The organism is Streptomyces sp. NPDC088194 (assembly GCF_040702025.1).
GTDB lineage: Bacteria > Actinomycetota > Actinomycetes > Streptomycetales > Streptomycetaceae > Actinacidiphila.
In genome coordinates this window covers 1-17,297 of sequence record NZ_JBFBIV010000061.1, presented here as the reverse complement: position 1 = coordinate 17,297, position 17,297 = coordinate 1, and the positions used below count along the sequence as shown (strand labels likewise).

The window sequence follows — 17,297 nt, the reverse complement described above, 5'->3', positions numbered from 1 at the left end:
CCGTCACCACGTCGGCGCACGTCGGCCACCGCCGCTCCTGACCGGAGTCGGCGTTCACGACGAAGTGCTCGTCAACCGGCATAGGCGCGCAGTCCGCCGGGCCTAGCCGCGCGGAGAGTACGATCCGGCGTCCCTGTGACCGCACCGCAACAGACAACCCCGGCAGAGAGTCACGCGCACCCCCGCGAGGGGGACACTCGGCACCAGGCGAACACGCCGCCCGCATCAGGACGGTGACGAAGCCCGTCATGCCGACTCCCGGTGAGACCCCGGCAGCAGGGACTCCAACGGCGGCGGTTCCGGCAGCAGGTACGTCACGGGCCGGTGCGCCGGCTCGCTCAAGCCCATCACGCGGTACATCAGCCGGCGCATGTTCCTGCTGAAGCGACCCGGCTCGGACGTGATCCGTGCGGCGATGGCGGCCCGTTCTTCGTCCCGGCGCTCGCCCGCGGCGTACTCCATCTGTTCGAGAAGAGGATGGCTCGCCGAGAGCGTCGGCGCGGTGACGGCGAGTGCGGCAGCGGGAGAGGCCGGGTTGATCTCCTCCTCCGGTGAGCCGGTCAGCAGCAACGCCGCCTCTGTGAGTGTCCCGTACAGCGTGACCGAGCCGTGGTCCCCTAGGATCGCGTCCGCTGCGATCAGGACACTCCGCCAGTCCGCCTCGGGTGGCACGAGAGCGATTCCCGACTGTCGGCACCTCGACAGCCAGGACCTCACCTGCCACGGCCCATGCCCCGACCAGATGTTGGGATGCATGAGCACGGCAGTGCGGTGGGAGTCGCTAGGCAGCTCGCTCATCAGCCTCGGCAGCAGGGCTTCGAAGCGGCTGAACGACGACCGGGGCCCCCACGTCGAAACCGGTACGACCAGCTTCTGATCCGCGGACAGTCCGAGCGCCTGTCGGTACCGGCCGCGGAGCGAAAGGCTCGCGGTGATCCTGTCGTACGCCGGGTCGCCGATGACCTCGGCGTACGGGAGGGCCTCCGGGCAGTGGTGCGCCAGTTCGCGTAACTCGTCCTCATGGGGCAAGACCACAGCAGCAGGGGCCTTCCCTCCAGGAAGGAGGTCCTCTCTGCGCATCCCGGCGATCCCGTTGTTCTCCGCCCCCGTTACCTTCTTCAGGTAGCCGGCGCCGTGCGGCATCGTGATCAAGGGCGCTCGCACCTGCTCCATGCCGCCGCGCCCCGCAGCCAGCGCCAGGTCGAAGTCCATTCGGACCGCGTCGTGCCACGGCACGACAGCGCACCCCGCGTTCGCCAGAAAGGCCGGCACCTCGTCGCCGAAGACGTGCGGCGGTGTCGTGAACACCACCTGAAGCCGGAAGTCCCCCTCCAACAGCGCCAGTACGTCGAACAGTCGCTTCGTGTACGTGACCGTGTGGGCCACCACGAGCAGTCTCCTGCCCGCGACAATCGTCAGATACTGCCTCCTCCCCTTCTGTGGTTGCGTCGTCATTGTCTGTAACGCCGACATGCCGTCCCCCCAGCAGTCTCCGAAAGCGGGCCCATCCCGCGCTCTCTGGCTGGATACCCGACGGGCTGGACGGAAGCCTCGCCGGACCCTTGCAAGAAACTTGCAAACGAGGAGGAAAGCGGAGGAGCGTCGACCTCGTACGGAACACGGAGGGCCCCAGGACCGCTCGGTACGCGAAGAACACCGCCGACTGCACCGCGGCGACGCGACACGTGCTGACGGGGCAGAGCCGCCTGCCCGTCGAACCTACTCCAGCGCGCGGCCGCCCGGCAGATGTGGACTCAGTTCGTCGGGCCGCAGGCGCTGTCGGTGCCGCGCTGGACGCAGACCGTCAGGAGGCGGCCGGGGCCGTCGTAGTACCAGGAGCTGTGGTGGTAGCCCGCGGTCGTGACCTGCTGGGACTCGATGACGTCGGCGCTGTTGCCGGCGTCGTTCTGAATCCAGGCGCGGCAGCCCTGGGAGTCGCCCTCGGTCTCCCACCGCATGTGGTCGTGGGCCGGGGAGCCTTGGAGCTGGATCTCCTGGACGACGGCGCAGCCCTGGAGGACGACCGGGGAGTTGCCCTCGAACCGCGCGGTGGCGGCGCCGGCGGGCGTCGCGCCGGCGGCGAGCGCGGTGCCGGCCAGCGCCGTGGCGGTGGCCAGGTACGTCGTGATCCTCTGCCTGCGCGTCATGCCGTCCCCCTCCGGCCCGCCGGACGGTCCGGCCGGGCCCGGCAGCAGCGTAGCGCGGCGCGATCCCCGGTCAGAGGCTTCTCACCTGGTGCTTCGCGGAACCACGGCGTCCGGTGCGGGAGCCGGGGGAACCGGACGAATGGCCCCGTGACGGCCCCGAAACGGCCCCGGCCCGCCGCCCGGTGAGGAGGGCGGCGGGTCGGGAGGCGCGGGCGGGGGACAGCGCCCCGCGAGCGGTTTAGTAAGGGCCGTTGACGTTGTCGATGGAGCCGTACACGTGGTACGCGTAGTTGCACGCGGCGACGATGTTCGCGACCGGGTCGTAGATGTCGTTCGAGGTGCCCGCGACGTGGTAGGCGTCGAACGTCGGCTGGATGGTCTGCAGCAGGCCCTTGGACGGGGTGCCCGCGGCCGCGTTGGAGTCCCAGTTGTTGATGGCGTTCGGGTTGCCCGAGGACTCCCGCATGATGTTGCGGTAGATGCCGTCGTAGCTGCCCGGGATGCCGTTCTGCTTCATGATCGCCAGCGCCTGGTTGATCCAGCCGTCCAGGTTGTCCGGGTAGGTCTGGGTCGCCGTGGTCGTGGTGGCCGACGCGTCGGACGCCGTGGTGGCGGTCGAGGTCGTGGCCGACGAGCTGCTCGCCGCCGACGGGGCCGCCTTCGCGGTGGTGGCCGAGGAGGACGCGGACGAGGTGGAGGAGGCGGACGCGCCGGACTTCGCCGGGGTGGCCTTGCCGGCCGGGACCTTGAGCGCCTGGCCCGGGTGGATGATGTACGGGCTGTGGATCTTGTTGGCCCACGCGATGGCGTGCCAGCCGCCCGGGGACTTGTGGGCGCGGGCGATGCCGATCAGGGTGTCGCCGGGCTTGACCGTGTACGTGGTGAACGAGTGGTGGCCCCGCCAGTGCGCGCCGTGCTTGGCGTGAGCGGTGCCCGCGGTGTGCGGCGCGTTCTTCGCGGCGGACGGCTCGGCGGCCTGGGCCGTACCGGCCAGCGTGGCGCAGGCTATCGCGGCGAAGGTGCCGGCGACGATGGCGCCCCGGGTGGAGACGAGACGCTTCTTCATCGAGTTGTTGTGGGCATGCTTGGGCATGATCTGCGGACCTCTTCACGATTGCTTGTTCAGTGGTGGTCGGCCCCCCTCGTCATTCCGACCCGCATTTCGTTTATCGATGCGCTGTGGCGAGCACATTGTTAGCAGCCGATAAAAGGGTCCACAATTGCCCTATGTGCTATGCCGCTTAGTAGACGGACATGGTCTCCGCGGTTTTCTCCCCGGATGGCGGGGCGGGGGCGCCCGAGAATGCACTAACCGGCTTCGTAGGTGACGTGTGTCCTATGTCGTGCATCACGTCGGAGCGCCCGATGGGGAAACGCGACGTAAGGATGCGGGCGCGGAAAGTGCGGACGCTTTTCCTTCTTAACAATGGCTTAGACGTGCAAATTGCCCAAGGAGCGCTTATGTCATCGAATCGGACATAAGGAAGCGCGTGCGATCGGCTCGGCGGGTGATTTCGGGTGATTTGCCGACATGGGGACGCGCAGGCGCGCAGGCGCGGTGATGCGGCGACGTGGGCACGCGGTGATGCGGTGATGCGGTGACGGATGGATACGGTGATGCGGTGACGCATGGATGCGGTGGCGCGGCGACGCATGGATACGGTGCACGCGGTGACGTATGGATACCGTGGCGCGGCGACGGGCGCGCAAAAGGAGGCCAGGGCGCCCTCTCGGCGTCCTGGCCTCCTGATCCGGCTCTGAGTTCTCCTGCCCCTTCGGGGACCTGCTGCGCCGCCCCTCAGAGCACCGTCGAAAGGAATGCCCGGGTGCGTTCGTGCGCGGCGCCCGTCGGCGTCAGCCGCGCGGACGGGCCGGTCTCCACCACCCGCCCGTTCTCCATGAACACGAACCGGTCGCACACCTCTCGTGCGAAGCCGATCTCGTGGGTGACGATCAGCATCGTCATTCCGGAACTGGCCAGAGACCGGATGACGTCCAGCACGCCGGCGACGAGTTCGGGGTCCAGCGCCGAGGTCGGCTCGTCGAAGAGCAGGACCTGGGGGTCCATGGCGAGGGCGCGCGCGATGGCCACCCGCTGCTGCTGCCCGCCGGACAGCTCGGCGGGGTACGCGTCCGCCTTCTCCTTGAGCCCGACCAGGGCCAGCAGCTCCCGGGCCCGCCGGGTCGCCTCGGCCTTGCTGCGGCCGAGCACGCCGACCGGCGCCTCGATGATGTTCTGGAGGATGGTCATGTGGGAGAAGAGGTTGAACCCCTGGAAGACCATGCCGATGTTCCGGCGCTGCGCGGCCTCCAGGCGGTTCGGCAGCTCGCGGACGGCGGTGCCGTGCGGCCGGTAGCCGAGGAGCTCGCCGTCCAGCAGGACGGCTCCCTCGTCCGTCTTCTCCAGCATGTTCAGGCAGCGCAGGAACGAGCTCTTGCCCGCGCCCGAGGGCCCCAGCAGGCAGATGGTCTCGCCGCGCGCCACGTCCAGGCTCACGTGGTCCACGACGGTCAGGTCGCCGTACCGCTTGGTGATGTCCACCGCGCGCAGGATGGGGCCGCTGCCCGCGGTGGTCGCGGTGGTCTCTGTGGAGGTCACGGTTGGTCCACCTCGATTGCCTTGGGCCGGTTCGCGGACCGGCCGCGGGTGTTGCGCAGGGTCCGCTCCAGCAGGGTCTGGCCCACCGACATCACCGAGACGATGATCATGTACCAGAGGCTGGCGACGATGAGCAGCGGGATGACCTGGAAGTTGCTGTTGTAGATCTGCTGGACGGAGTAGAGCAGGTCCGGCACCGAGATGAAGGCCACCAGGGAGGTGGACTTCAGCAGGTTGATCGACTCGTTGGCGATCGGCGGCACCGCGGTCCGCAGGGCCTGCGGGAAGACGATCCGGCGCAGGGTGCGGATGTTCGACATGCCCAGCGCCGTCGCCGCTTCCCGCTGCCCGTTCGGTACGGCCAGGATCGCCGCGCGCAGCACCTCGGAGGTGTACGCCGCCTGCTGGAGCCCGAAGGCGACGATCGCCGCGGTGACCGGCTGCACCAGGTTCTTGGTGTCGACGTCGAAGAACTGGGGCCCGAACGGGACGCCGAGCCCCAGCGCGGGATAGATCAGCGAGAAGTTGTAGACCAGGATCAGCAGGACCAGCAGCGGCATCGAGCGGAAGAACCACACGTAGACGCCGGCCGCCCCGCGGAGCACGGAGTTGGCGGAGAGCCGCATGTTGGCGAGCACCGCGCCGAGGACGACCGCGATGGCGATGGAGGCGACGGTGATGATCACCGTCCGCTCCAGGCCCTCCAGGATCGAGTGGTCGAAGAAGTAGTCGCCGACGGTGCCCCAGGCCAGGTTCTTGTTGCGCGCGAGGCCCTGCAGCCAGAACGCGCACACGAGCACGACCACGACCGCGGCGACCTTGCGCGCGTAGTGGGGGTGCGGGGAGCGGGTCATCCCGGCGAAGGGGTGCGGGGGGAGCACGGCGGCTCCCCCCGCCGCGCGGTCGGCCGGGGGCGGCACGGTGTTCCCGGGGAGCGCGGTCCCCTGGGGCGATTTGCTGGTGTCGGCCATGGCCGGTTCCTCAGTTGGTCGGGTTCGGGGAGGGGTTGACGAGCGCCTTGGTCACGCCGGCCTTCTCGACGCCGTAACGCTCCAGGATCTTCTGGTACGACCCGTCCTTGATCAGCGCGTCGATGCCGTCGGCGACGGACTGGGCCATCCCGCTGCCCTTCTTGGTGGCCACGCCGATGTAGACCGACAGGTAGTGCGGGCCGCCGAGGGTGAACACGTCGCCGGACTGCTTGGCCACGTAGCCGAGGTTGGTGACGGTCGCGGTGGTGGCGTCCACCTGCTTGCTGCGCACCGCGAGGGTCGCGGCGCCCTGGTCGGCGAAGGTCTTGACGTCGATGGCGCCCTTGCCGGCCTTGACGCAGGTGGTGGACTGCTCCTTCAGCACCGGGATGGAGCTGGAGGCCGCGACCATGGAGATCTTCTTGCCGCACAGGTCATCCATCGAGCCGCCGATCGCCGGGCTGCCCTTCAGCGACAGGAACTCGTAGTGGTCCTCCAGGAAGGCGACCTGGTCGAAGGACTTCTCGCGCTCGGCGGTGACGTCCGCGCCGAACGCGCCGAAGTACGTGCCGCGGTTCACGCCCAGCAGCGCGTTCTCGAAGGAGTCCTTCTTCTGCTGGACCTTCTTGCCGAACGGCCCGCTGAGCGCGTCCGCCAGGTCCACGTCCACGCCGACCGCCTTGCCCGACTCCAGCATCGCGTAGGGCGGGTAGCCGATGACCATGGGGGCGACCAGGTCGCCCTTGGCGCCGGCGGGCAGCTGCACGGAGGCGGTCGAGGTGCCGCTGCCGGCGGAGTTCTTCGGCGAGCTGCCGCCGTTGTCGGAGGAGGAGCCGGAACAGGCGGTCAGGACGCCGGCGGCGACCACCGCGGCGGTGCCGGCGAGGATGCTCTTTCTGATCTTCATGAGGGGCGCCGTACTTTCTCGCAGGGTGTGTGGCTTCGGGGCGGGGGCGTTCGTACTACGCGACGCGGCCGATGGTCAGCGACCGCACGCCGCTGACCCGGGTCTGCGCGCAGGCCGCGGCGAACTCCGCCAGCCCCTCGGTGATCGAGGCGAAGATGGTGCAGGGGGTCCAGCCCAGCGGGCCGAACACGCGGCCGCCCTTGCCGTAGAAGATGCCGACCTCCCACAGCTCGAAGTTCAGGCCGGACATCTGGCCGGGTTCCTGGAAGAACCAGATGAGGTCGCCGGCGCCGGGGATCACCTGCTGGTTCTCCGCGGGCAGGGCCCGGGGGTCGAAGGTGTGCGCCTGCTCGGGCAGGCCGAACATGATCTCCGGCCCGGCGTACATGGCGTGCATGACCTTCTCGGTCACGGGCTCCGCCAGGGCGTCCCAGATGGCCGCGCACGTCTCGGGTGCGTCGTCCGTGGCGAGGGTGGCCACGGCGCGGGTGCCGTCGTCGAACTGGAGGTAGATCCGGCGGTCGGTGCTCATGGGTTTCTCCGGAAGTGATGACCGTCGCCACACGTGCGAGCGGTGATAAGAACGATAGTTCGTCTTATTTCGGACAGGAACGGATTGTGAGGAGGCTCATGGTGTGCGCGGAAGCGCACGGTATGAGCGGGCTGGGGGCCGTCGGTGGACGGGGTGTCAGGCGGCGGAGCGGGTCCGCGCGGCGTACCCGCGGGCCGCGGCCACGAAGTCGTCGAAGAGGATGTCGGCGTGGTGCCGCTCACCGGGCGCCGTCATCTTTTCCGGGTGCCACTGGACGCCCCGGAAGTACCAGTCCGGCGTGCGGCTCTCCGCCGCCTCGATCACGCCGTCGGCGGCCCAGGCGACCGGGCGGAGCGCGGCGGCCATCCGGTCCAGGGCCTGGTGGTGGATGGAGTTGACCCGCGCGGGGTCGGGCAGGCAGTCGCGCAGCCAGGATGTGTCGGTGCGCACCTCGTGCCGCAGGTTCCGCAGTTCCCGCGCGCCGTGGACGGCCGGATGCGCCGCGGTGACCGGGAGGTCGGTCTTGAGGGTGCCGCCCAGGGCCACGTTGGCGATCTGAAGGCCGCGGCAGATGCCCAGCACGGGCATCCGGCGGCGGAGCGCGCCGCGGACCAGCGCGGTCTCCGTCGCGTCCCGCCCGGGGTCGAGGTCGCCGGCCGAGTCGGCGGAGTCGGCCGCGCCCGCGCCCGCCGCGCCCGCCGCGCCCGCCGCGCCCGCCGCGCCCGCGGCACCTGCCGCGCCGTACGTCGCCGGATGGACGTCGCCGCCGCCGGACAGCAGCACCCCGGCCACCGTGTCCAGCACGACCTCGGCCTCCTCCGCGGTGAGGGTGGGGGTCAGCACCGGGACGCCGCCGGCCGCGCTCACCGCGTGGGCGTACTCGGTGCCGAGGGTGTAGAGGTCGGTGCCGTCCCCCAGGTACGTGTCCAGCGGGCGGCGCCAGCTCGTGACGGCGACCAGTACCGGGCGGTGCGTGGCGGGCACCGGGCCGTTGGCGGCGGGCGCGTGGCGGTGCGTGGCGGGCACCGGGCTGGTCATCGGGGCTCCAGCTGGAACCAGGTGCTCTTCAGGTCGGTGTACTTGTCGATCGCGTGCGCGGACTTGTCGCGGCCGAAGCCGCTCGCGCCCGTACCGCCGAAGGGCATGGCCATGGAACCCTCCTCGTAGCAGTTCACCCAGACCGATCCGGCCTTCAGCCGCCGCGCCACCGTGTGGGCGGTGGACAGGTCACGGGTCCACAGCCCGGCGGCCAGGCCGTAGGGTGTCGCGTTGGCCAGCCGGACCGCCTCGTCGGTGCTGTCGACCACGAGCACCGACAGCACCGGGCCGAACACCTCCTCCTGGGCGATGGACATCTTCTCGGTGACCCCGGTGAGCACTACGGGCGCGAGGTAGCTGCCGCGCACCAGCGCCTCGCTGGGCACGAAGCGCTCCGCGGTTCCGGCGGCGAGCGTCGCGCCGTCGCGCAGCGCGCCGCGGACGTGCCCGAGCACGCGCGCCAGGTGCGCCTCGCTCACCAGCGCGCCCGACGGAGCGTCGGCGTCCAGCGGGTCGGCCGGCCGCATCCGCCGCGCCTCCTCCACCGCGGCCGCGATCGCCTCGTCCGCGACGTCCCGGTGGACGATCATGCGCGAGGAGGCGCTGCACATCTGGCCCTGGTTGTAGAAGCAGGCCCAGGCGGTGGTGCGCCCGGCCTTCGCGACGTCGGCGTCCGGGAGGATCACGCTGGCGGACTTGCCGCCCAGTTCGGGCCAGACCCGCTTGCCGTTGGACTCGGCGGCGTAGCCGAGGAAGCGGCGGCCGACCGCGACGGACCCGGTGAAGGCGAGCACGTCGACGTCGGGGTGGCGGCCGAGCGCTTCGCCGGCCTCCGGGCCGAACCCGGGAAGGACGTTGAGCACGCCCGCGGGGAGTCCCGCCGCCAGGGCGAGTTCGCCGAGCCGCAGCGCCGAGAAGGAGGTCTGCTCGGCGGGCTTGAGGACCACGCTGTTGCCCGCCAGCAGGGCCGGTCCGAGCTTCCACGCGGTCATCGTGAGCGGGAAGTTCCAGGGCACGACCGCCGCGACCACGCCGGCCGGCTCGCGGGTGACCAGGGCGAGCGCGTCGCCCGGCGAGGCCGGGTTCTCGTCCGCGAGCTTGTCGGCGAGCTGGCCGTACCAGCGCAGGCAGCCGGCGACGGCGGCGAGTTCGACGTCGAGCGCCTCGCGGACCGGCTTGCCCATCTCGATCGCGATGCGCAGCGCCAGTTCCTCGGCGTGGGCGGCGACCGTGTCGGCGAAGCGGATGAGGATCTCGCCGCGCCGGGCGGCCGGCAGCCGCGACCAGCGGCCGTCCTCGAAGGCCAGCCGGGCGGCGCGGACGGCCTGGTCCACGTCCGTCCGGTCGGCCGCGGCCAGGAGCCCGACGACGCTGCCGTCGCGCGGGCTGACCACGGTGATCTCCCGCTCCCCGTGTGGCTGGACCCGCCGGCCGTCCACCAGGTGGCCGGCCGACCAGTCGAGCCCTGCGGCAAGAGCCGCGTCGTGAAGCCGCATCGATCTCTCCTCGTTCTGGATGAGGAGAGATTATGCCTAGTCGGCTATTTCGGCAATGGTTTCTTTCTGGTTCCGACAGATGAGGCTCACTCGTGTCTCATGTTCGCCATCTGCATCGGGCCGCGTCGCAGTGCCTCCAGGACCACCGAGGAGCGGGCCACGGTGACCGAGCCGAGGGAGCCGATGGCCCCGGTGAGGAAGGAGTAGAGCGCGGCCGGGTCGGAGACCAGGCAGTCCACGAGGATCTGCGAGGAGCCGGTGCAGGCGACGCAGAAACGGACCTCCGGGCGGCAGCCCAGCGCGGCGCCGGCCGCCTCCACCTGGTCCGGCGGCACGCTCAGCCAGATCAGCGCCTCCACCCGCAGGTCGTGCACGGCCGAGGAGAGCTCGGTCCGTACGTGCAGCGCGCCCGCGCCGAACAGCGCCTCCAGGCGGCGCCGGGCGGTGGGCGCGGAGATGTCCGCCGCCTTGGCCAGCGAGATCACGGTCGCGCGGCCGTCCTCGGCGAGCGCGGCGACCAGCGCCTCGTCCTCCTGGGTCAGCTGCACCGGCCCCGACGCGGTCGCGCCGCGCGCCGGGGTGTCCGCGCGCAGCGTCTGCACCACCGGCGCGGGCAGCACGCCCACGCTCCAGTCGTAACCGGACCGGAAGTAGCGCAGCACCGTGCTGGCCTCCACCGAGACCACGCCGTCTATCGCCGGCAGCTCGGCCAGCAGCAGCCGGGAGCTGTCCTGGCGGGTGCGCGGCAGCAGCATGCACACCACGTCGCCGGACCCCTCGACCACCGAGACCGACGAGGCGTCCGGGCGGCGCGCGAGCTCCTCGCCGACCTGGAGCGCGACCCCGGTGCGGGTCGACAGCCGCAGCACCAGGGGATGCGCCTCGCCGACGATCGTGGTGTCCAGATACGTCGAGACCTGCACCAGTCCGGCGTCCAGCAGCCGCTGCCCCCGCCGCTGCACCGTCCGCTCCGACAACCCGAGCGCCCGGGCGATCGCCCCCCAGGTCGCGCGCCCGTTGACCTGCAGGGCGTACGCGATCATCCGATCGGGCTCGGTCAGCTCCTCTGCTGCGTTCATAGCCCAGAACACTAGATCAGCCCCCGGCCCCCGCTCACCCGTCGCCCCCGACGGCGGGCGCCCCCTGCCCCGGTGGTCGCGCGGACCCCGTCGCGCCCCCCGCGCGGCCGGCCGTCACCTCTCCCGCTCGGCGCCCCCGCGCTTCTCCGCTTCGTACGACGTCCACGCACCCTGGTGGTCCGCGCACCGCGACGAGCCCTCCATCGCCGGACGTTGGCATCTCCGCCCGCGCAACGTCCGCATATGGCATATCAGTTGGCGTTCTCCCACGATCACTCCTCGACGAGGTCATCCACGGCACTCGCATGCGCTCCCCACGATCGCAGCGAACCCCCCACCCCGGGCAGTCGTGCGCCCGGTGGTGAAGAGAGCACACCGAGCGCACCCGCCCACCCCGAACTCGCCTACCGAATAGGGAAGTTGGGCCGCGGCGCAGATCGGGCGGACCCGCCGGACGGGCGCAAGGGCACGGCCACCTGGCGCGCTTCGGGTCCTTTGGACCGGATCGAAGCGCGGCAGGTGGCCGTGGTGGGTGTCAGGTGGAACCGTGCTCCCCGCACGAGGGGGTCGTGCGGGGAGCGGGTGCGATCAGCTCGCGGGCATCAGTTGGGCCATGTTGAAGCCGGCCACGTCCTTGCTGGAGCCGATGCCGTCGCCCCACTGGTCGTAGCCCTTGCGCACCCCGTTGTCCTTGTCGTTGTCGTCCAACGCGAAGGAGAACACGGTGTTGTCGGTCGGCTGGACCGAGCTGACGTCGCTCCACGGGAGCGCCATCTCGTAGAGCGTGGTGTGGGTCGCCTCGTCCCTGGTCACGGTGACGGTCGCGTCGGTGACCTGTCCGCTGCCCTCGGTCGGTGCGGTCCAGCGGTAGAGCTGGGGGCCGGCCGAGGTGAGGGCGGCGCCGTACTCGTAGTGCCCGTTGGCGGAGGCGGTGCTCTCCGTGGCCGAGGCACCCGGCACGCCCGAGGTCGCCGCGAACTGCAGGGAGTCGCCCTGCCAGATGTCCGCTCCGGTCGCGGGCTGCGACTGGACGTCATCGGTGAGGTTCGCCGTGATGTAGAGGTTGTCGGAGTCCCAGTCGAGCCACACCTTGCCCGACAGGTCGGAGTCGCCGCCGTACGGCTGCGAGCCGTCCAGCGTCACCCACTTCCCGTCCGCGGTCGCGGACATGTCCACCGCGGGGCCGTCCTTGACCTGGTCGAGCGTCCACGACTTGCCGAGGCTCTTGTTGACCACCGGCAGGAAGGAGACATGCCCGGACAGGGCTTCCGAGGGCAGGTCGCCGGCGATGACGCTGGTCACCGTGAAGGACGATCCCTTGCCGAAGGTGACGCCCGTCACCGGCACGTCGACCGTGGCCGACTCCTGGGGCGCGATGGTCGCGCTGACCGGCTGGGTGCCCGACGCGCTGCCGAGCTTCCAGTTGACCCCGGTCACCGTGGTCGGGGTGTCCGACGGGTTCTTCAGCACGACCTGGAACTTCCCGGCCGGCGGGTTGGTCCCGGTCACCACCGGGGTGACCTGCTCGGGCGTGGCACCCGAGGTCACCGTGACCGCGCTGACCGCGGCCTCGGAGTAGGCACCGGCACCGCCGGTGAACTCCGCCGACGCGTCCAACTCCGCCTGGGTGCCCGGGCTCGCGGACGCCGGCACCGTGACGCTCCAGGTGGCCGTCACCTTCTGACCGGGCGCCACGTTCGACAGCGACACCGGAGAGGTCGCCTTCACCGTCCAGCCGCTCGGCGAGTCGAGACCCAGCGAGAGCTTGCGGACGGCCTGCGCGCTGGTGTTGGCGAACGTCGCGGTCGCGGTGATCGTGGTGTTCGGCTTCACCACGGCCGCCGACGCCAGAGCGAACGGGTTCTGCACCACGATCGGGGTGCTGCCGGTCACGCCGTTCACCGTCACGTCGATCGTCGCGGCGCCGGGCGCCCGCATGGTGACCACACCACGCGCGCTGACCGTGGCGACCCGCGGGTCACTGCTGCGGTAGGTGACATGCGCGTGCGACAGGTCGGCGAGCGACTGGTCGTTGTCGGCCGCTTCGACGATGTGGTCCGCCGGCGCGTGCTTCTGCTCCAGCGAGGGATTCGTGTCCGCCGCCTTCATCGGGTTGGTGCCGGTGAGGTCCAGCGTGCCGCCGGGCTGGAAGAGCACCTCGTCCGGCTGGACCGTCACGGACCGCACCTTCGGCGTGATGGCGCCGTGCACCCGCACCGTGCCGGAGCCCGCCACGGTGGCGGAGTCGGGCCCGACGCGGAACTGGTAGGAGCCGTTGCGGACGACCTGCTTCAGCGCGCTCTCGTCCCACTGGCTGAGGTCGGCGGCCTTGACGGACAGGTTGACGTGCTGGGTGCGCCCCGGCGCGAGCACCGCCGTCTTCTTGAAGCCGACCAGCTGCTCCTTCGGCGACTGGCTGCCGGACGCCGCGGACTGCGGCGCCGCGTAGAGCTGGGCGACCGTCGCGCCCGCGGTCGTACCGGTGTTGGTGACGTCGAAGCCCACCTTCACCGTGCCGTCCGCGGAGACCGAACCGGGTCCGACCTTGACGCCGGAGTACTTGAACTGCGAGTAGGACAGGCCGTATCCGAACGGGTAGGTCGGCTTGCCGGTGAAGTACATGTACGTACGGCCGAGCCCGTCGGTCTCGGACGGGGAGAGCCCGTAGTTGTCGACCGACGGCAGCTGGGAGTCGTCGGCGTACCAGGTGAAGTCCAGGTGGCCGGACGGGTTCTGCTGCCCGAAGAGCACCTGCGCGAGCGCGGTGCCCTGGCTCTCGCCGTTGTAGCCGCTGAACACGATCGCCGGGAAGTCCTTCTGGGCCTGCTGGATGTCGTACGGGCCGTCGGCCTGCATGACCAGCGCCGTACGCGGGTTGCCGAGGGCGGCGACCTGGCTGATCAGCGAGTCGTAGTTGCCGGGCAGGGCCATCGTGGAGCGGTCCGTGCCCTCGTCGGCCACGCCCATGTCCGAGCCGACGTCCACGACCACCAGGTCCGCCTTCTTGATCGCGGACTGCGTGCCGGCCGAGCACGCCGCGGGCGTGGTGGCGCCCGTCGAGGTGCCGCAGGCGTCGTAGGTGACGGTCGCCGACGGGTTGGCCGCCTTGACCGCCGCGGTGATGCCCTGCACGGCGTCGACCCTGAGCGTCGGCTGGCCGGAGTAGCCGCCCAGCGTCGTGGTGTTCGCCAGGTTGCCGACGATCACGATGTTGTTCAGCTTCTTCGGGTTCGCCGGCAGCAGCGGGGCCGAGGTGCCGGAGACCTTGTCGTTCTGCAGCAGCACCAGGTCCTGGGCCGCGACCTTCTCGGCCAGCGCCTGGTGCGCGGGCGATTCGATCTGGTCCTTGGTGATCTTGGTGTAGGCGACCTTGCTCGCCGGGTCGAACTCGCCGGTCTGCATCCGGACGGTGAACAGCTTCGTCAGCGCGCTGTCGACCACGCCGGGCGTCAGCAGCCCGATCGAGATCGCCGCGTCGATGTTCTGCGTGTTCATCTCCCCGCCGGCGCAGTTCAGCTGGGTGCCGGCGCGCAGCGCGAACGCCTGCCCGCCCGCGGCCGCGGGGACCTGCTTGCCGGTGGCGGTGTTCGTCCAGGTGGTGCCGTTGGTCGTCCAGCCGGGCGGGGCCCAGTTGTGGCCGCCGGAGGAGTAGACGTCGCTGATCGCCCCGCAGTCGGAGGTGGTGTACCCGCCGAACCCGTAGGTGGCCTGGAGCAGTTGGTCCACCGTGTAGGTGTCCGCCGGCGCCGGCGTGCCGTTCACCGCGTTGTACGAGGTCATCACACCGGAGACGTGCGCGTTCTGCACCAGGCTGGCGAACTGCTTGGTGTAGTAGTCCCTGATGTTCGCGTCGGTGGTGTTCGCGCTCTGGGTGTGCCGGCTGTTCTCGTCGTTGTTGAGCGCGTAGTGCTTGGCGGTCGCGGCGACCTTCAGGTACGGGGTCTGCGCCTTGCCGGTGAGGGTCTGGCCCTGGTAGCCGTTGACGAACGCGTCGGCCATCGTGGACGCCAGGTAGGTGTCCTCGCCGAACGACTCGTTGGTCCGCCCCCATCGTGGGTCACGGTCCATGTTCACCGTCGGCGCCCAGAAGGTGAGGTCGCCGTAGTCCGACGCGGACGGGCCGATGTTGTTCTGGCCCTTCCCCCACAGCGACTTGTCGAGGAAGCCGCGCACCTCGTCCGAGATCGCGGTGGTCTCCTGGTACGTCAACTCCGGGTCCCACGACATCGTGGATGCGAAGTTCACCGGGAAGCTGGTCGCCGTGACGTCCAGCTCGCCCTGACCGCCGGCCTGGGTGTCGGCGCCGAGCCGGTTGATGCCGTGCTGGCCCTCGCTCCAGTACGTGTACTGCTGGACCCCGAGCCGGGGGATGGCCGGCGCGTTGTTGGTCTGCAGCTGCGCGACCTTCTCGGCCTCCGTCATCCGCGACACCAGGTCCGCGGCCCGCTCGGCGAAGGTGTAGTGCGTGTTCAGGTAGATCGGCTGCGTCGAGTCCGCGGCGGACAGCGCCGCGGACTGCGGACTCGCCTGCGCCACCGCCGGCACCCCGGCGACCACGCTCACCGCCAACGCGGCGGTCAGCACTCGTCGTCCAACTGCTGATCTGAGTCTTCGGGAGCGCATGGTTGTCTCCTTCACGTCATACCCCGCTGGGGCACAGGTTCATGGGGGAGCAGGCCGGCACCGTTTGACGGTGGCATGCGCGGAGTGCGCGGATTGCGTAGGTATGACAACGATGTCTCCTTCGCGTACGACGCACCGTGCATCGCGGCTGCCTGCCGGGCTGACGAAATCTCGCTGACACACTGTTCAGCTTGGTATGAGCAGAAGTCAAGACTTCCTTCAGGACTCCCACGGAACCCGCACGATGCGTCAGATAGGCGCTTTGGCAAGGAGATCGGGCGGTTGGGCGGGGCCGGCGCGGGTAGCGGCGAGCGGGGTTGAATATGCCTAAAAGCGGTCGTCAGCCCAGGTCGGAGCCGGGTCCGGGCGACTTCGCGCCCTGGTGCGCGGGTGGTGCCCGGTGTGCCCGCGCCGGTCGGCTCGATCCTGACCAACGGGCGCGTTCCGGGGCGGCCTCGGCGGGTGGCGTGCGAGGATATTTCTGACTGAAGTCGACGGAAGTCGCTGTCGGAGCGGCCGTTCGACGCGTGCGGTGGCCGGACCGGTGGCGCGGAGTATTGCGGCTTGTCAGGCGGAACGGTGGGGCGGCGGCCCGGGCGGGCCGGTCGTATACTTCGCCGGCGCGGTGACGGTCCTTTCGCGGCGGCGGCCCCGAAAACGGGTGCGGCCCAGCCGGGGTGAGCGGCTGGGCCGGGGCGACCCGGGCCCGGGTGGGCGGGTCAGCGCCAGCCGAGCTCCGGGGCCACGTGGGTCAGGATGCTCTCCAGCACATGCGCGTTGTACTCCACCCCGAGCTGGTTCGGGACGGTCAGCAGCAGGGTGTCCGCGGCCTGGATCGCCTCGTCCTCCCGGAGCTGCTTGACCAGCGCGTCCGGCTCGGCGGCGTACGACCGGCCGAAGATCGCCCTGGTCGTGTCGTCGATCATGCCGACCTGGTCGCGCGATTCGCGGTCCTGGCCGAAATAGGCCCGGTCCAGGTCGTTGGTCAGGGCGAAGATGCTGCGGCTGACCGACACCCGCGGGGTGCGCTGGTGGCCGGCCGCTCGGAACGCCTCGCGGTACGCCTCGATCTGCTTGCGCTGCTGGACGTGCAGCGGCTCGCCCGTCTCGTCGTCCTTCAGGGTGGAACTCTGCAGGTTCATCCCGAGCTGCCCGGCCCACACGGCGGTCGCGTTCGAGCCCGAACCCCACCAGATCCGCTCGCGCAGCCCCTCGCTGTGCGGCTCGACCCGCAGCAGTCCGGGCGGGTTGGGGAACATCGGGCGCGGGTTCGGCTGCGCGAAGCCGTCGCCCTCGATCACCTTGAGGAACGCCTCGGTGTGCCGGCGGGCCATGTCCGCGGCGCTCTCGCCCTCGGCGGGGGTGTAACCGAAGTAGCGCCAGCCGTCGATCACCTGCTCCGGTGACCCGCGGCTGATACCGAGCTGGAGCCGGCCGCCGGAGATGAGGTCGGCGGCGCCGGCCTCCTCGGCCATGTACAGCGGGTTCTCGTACCGCATGTCGATCACACCGGTGCCGATCTCGATCTTCGAGGTCCGCGCGCCGATGGCCGAGAGCAGCGGGAAGGGGCTGCCCGCCTGCCGCGCGAAGTGGTGCACCCGGAAGTACGCGCCGTCCGCGCCGAGCTCTTCCGCGGCGACCGCGAGATCGATCGACTGATGCAGGAAGTCGGCGGCGGTACGCGTCTCGGAGTGCGGGTTCGGCGACCAGTGTCCGAAGGAGAGGAATCCGATCTTCTTCACCTACTGGACAGCGTTCGGCGGCCCTGATTGATTCCCCGGGCCGGCCGAAACGCTCAGGTCACGGTGCCGGGACACGCACCACACGATCGAGGACACCGCGCTCGCGCTGGGCGCCGCGTTCAAGCAGGCGCTCGGCGACAAGGTCGGCATCTACCGGTTCGGC

At 70.5% G+C, this 17,297-nt stretch carries 12 protein-coding genes and 1 pseudogene; 1 reads left to right on the top strand and 12 read right to left on the bottom strand.

The genetic code is table 11. The annotated features are described in order from the left end of the window. Window positions 1–246 precede the first annotated feature (246 nt). The 12 genes from AB0399_RS28105 to AB0399_RS28050 all read right to left on the bottom strand — a co-directional run bounded on the left by AB0399_RS28105 (window position 247) and on the right by AB0399_RS28050 (window position 17,134). Window positions 247–1,473: a hypothetical protein gene (locus AB0399_RS28105; protein ID WP_366413244.1), complete on the bottom strand. Its 1,227-nt coding sequence runs from the start codon at window positions 1,471–1,473 to the stop codon at window positions 247–249. A gap of 281 nt (window positions 1,474–1,754) precedes the next feature. Continuing rightward, entirely contained in the window at window positions 1,755–2,147 is a 393-nt protein-coding gene (locus tag AB0399_RS28100) for a hypothetical protein (RefSeq protein ID WP_366413243.1), read from the bottom strand. Window positions 2,148–2,385: 238 nt separating this feature from the next. Continuing rightward, entirely contained in the window at window positions 2,386–3,240 is an 855-nt protein-coding gene (locus AB0399_RS28095) for a LysM peptidoglycan-binding domain-containing protein (RefSeq protein ID WP_329364658.1), read from the bottom strand. 705 nt (window positions 3,241–3,945) lie between these two features. After that, window positions 3,946–4,701: an amino acid ABC transporter ATP-binding protein gene (locus AB0399_RS28090; protein WP_366413262.1), complete on the bottom strand. Its 756-nt coding sequence runs from the start codon at window positions 4,699–4,701 to the stop codon at window positions 3,946–3,948. 41 nt (window positions 4,702–4,742) lie between these two features. Next, on the bottom strand, window positions 4,743–5,717 hold the full coding sequence (locus AB0399_RS28085) for an amino acid ABC transporter permease (protein ID WP_329364656.1): 975 nt from the start codon (window positions 5,715–5,717) through the stop codon (window positions 4,743–4,745). 10 nt (window positions 5,718–5,727) lie between these two features. Beyond that, window positions 5,728–6,624: a transporter substrate-binding domain-containing protein gene (locus tag AB0399_RS28080; RefSeq protein ID WP_328469393.1), complete on the bottom strand. Its 897-nt coding sequence runs from the start codon at window positions 6,622–6,624 to the stop codon at window positions 5,728–5,730. A gap of 55 nt (window positions 6,625–6,679) precedes the next feature. Then, a complete protein-coding gene (locus tag AB0399_RS28075) occupies window positions 6,680–7,156 on the bottom strand; it encodes a DUF3830 family protein (protein ID WP_329364652.1) in 477 nt (158 codons plus the stop codon). Window positions 7,157–7,312: 156 nt separating this feature from the next. Continuing rightward, the gene (locus AB0399_RS28070) at window positions 7,313–8,194 is read right to left on the bottom strand and encodes a gamma-glutamyl-gamma-aminobutyrate hydrolase family protein (RefSeq protein WP_366413242.1); all 882 of its coding nucleotides are present in this window, start codon (window positions 8,192–8,194) and stop codon (window positions 7,313–7,315) included. Beyond that, window positions 8,191–9,690 (bottom strand): aldehyde dehydrogenase family protein, encoded by a 1,500-nt coding sequence (locus tag AB0399_RS28065; protein WP_329364647.1) that lies wholly within the window; start codon window positions 9,688–9,690, stop codon window positions 8,191–8,193. The genes AB0399_RS28070 and AB0399_RS28065 overlap by 4 nt, the downstream gene beginning before the upstream one ends. 86 nt (window positions 9,691–9,776) lie before the next feature. After that, window positions 9,777–10,769 carry an Lrp/AsnC family transcriptional regulator gene (locus AB0399_RS28060; RefSeq protein WP_329364645.1) on the bottom strand — a complete coding sequence of 331 codons (993 nt, stop codon included), beginning with the start codon at window positions 10,767–10,769 and terminating at the stop codon, window positions 9,777–9,779. Window positions 10,770–11,357: 588 nt separating this feature from the next. Then, window positions 11,358–15,392, bottom strand: coding sequence for a glycoside hydrolase family 3 C-terminal domain-containing protein (locus tag AB0399_RS28055; protein WP_366413241.1), 4,035 nt, complete (start codon window positions 15,390–15,392; stop codon window positions 11,358–11,360). 719 nt (window positions 15,393–16,111) lie between these two features. Further along, window positions 16,112–17,134, bottom strand: a complete 1,023-nt coding sequence (locus AB0399_RS28050; protein ID WP_366413240.1) for an LLM class flavin-dependent oxidoreductase — start codon at window positions 17,132–17,134, stop codon at window positions 16,112–16,114. A 70-nt stretch (window positions 17,135–17,204) separates the two neighbouring features. Between AB0399_RS28050 and AB0399_RS28045 the strand changes: the two are divergent. After that, window positions 17,205–17,297 (top strand): annotated as a pseudogene (locus tag AB0399_RS28045) (imidazoleglycerol-phosphate dehydratase); the annotation flags it as partial.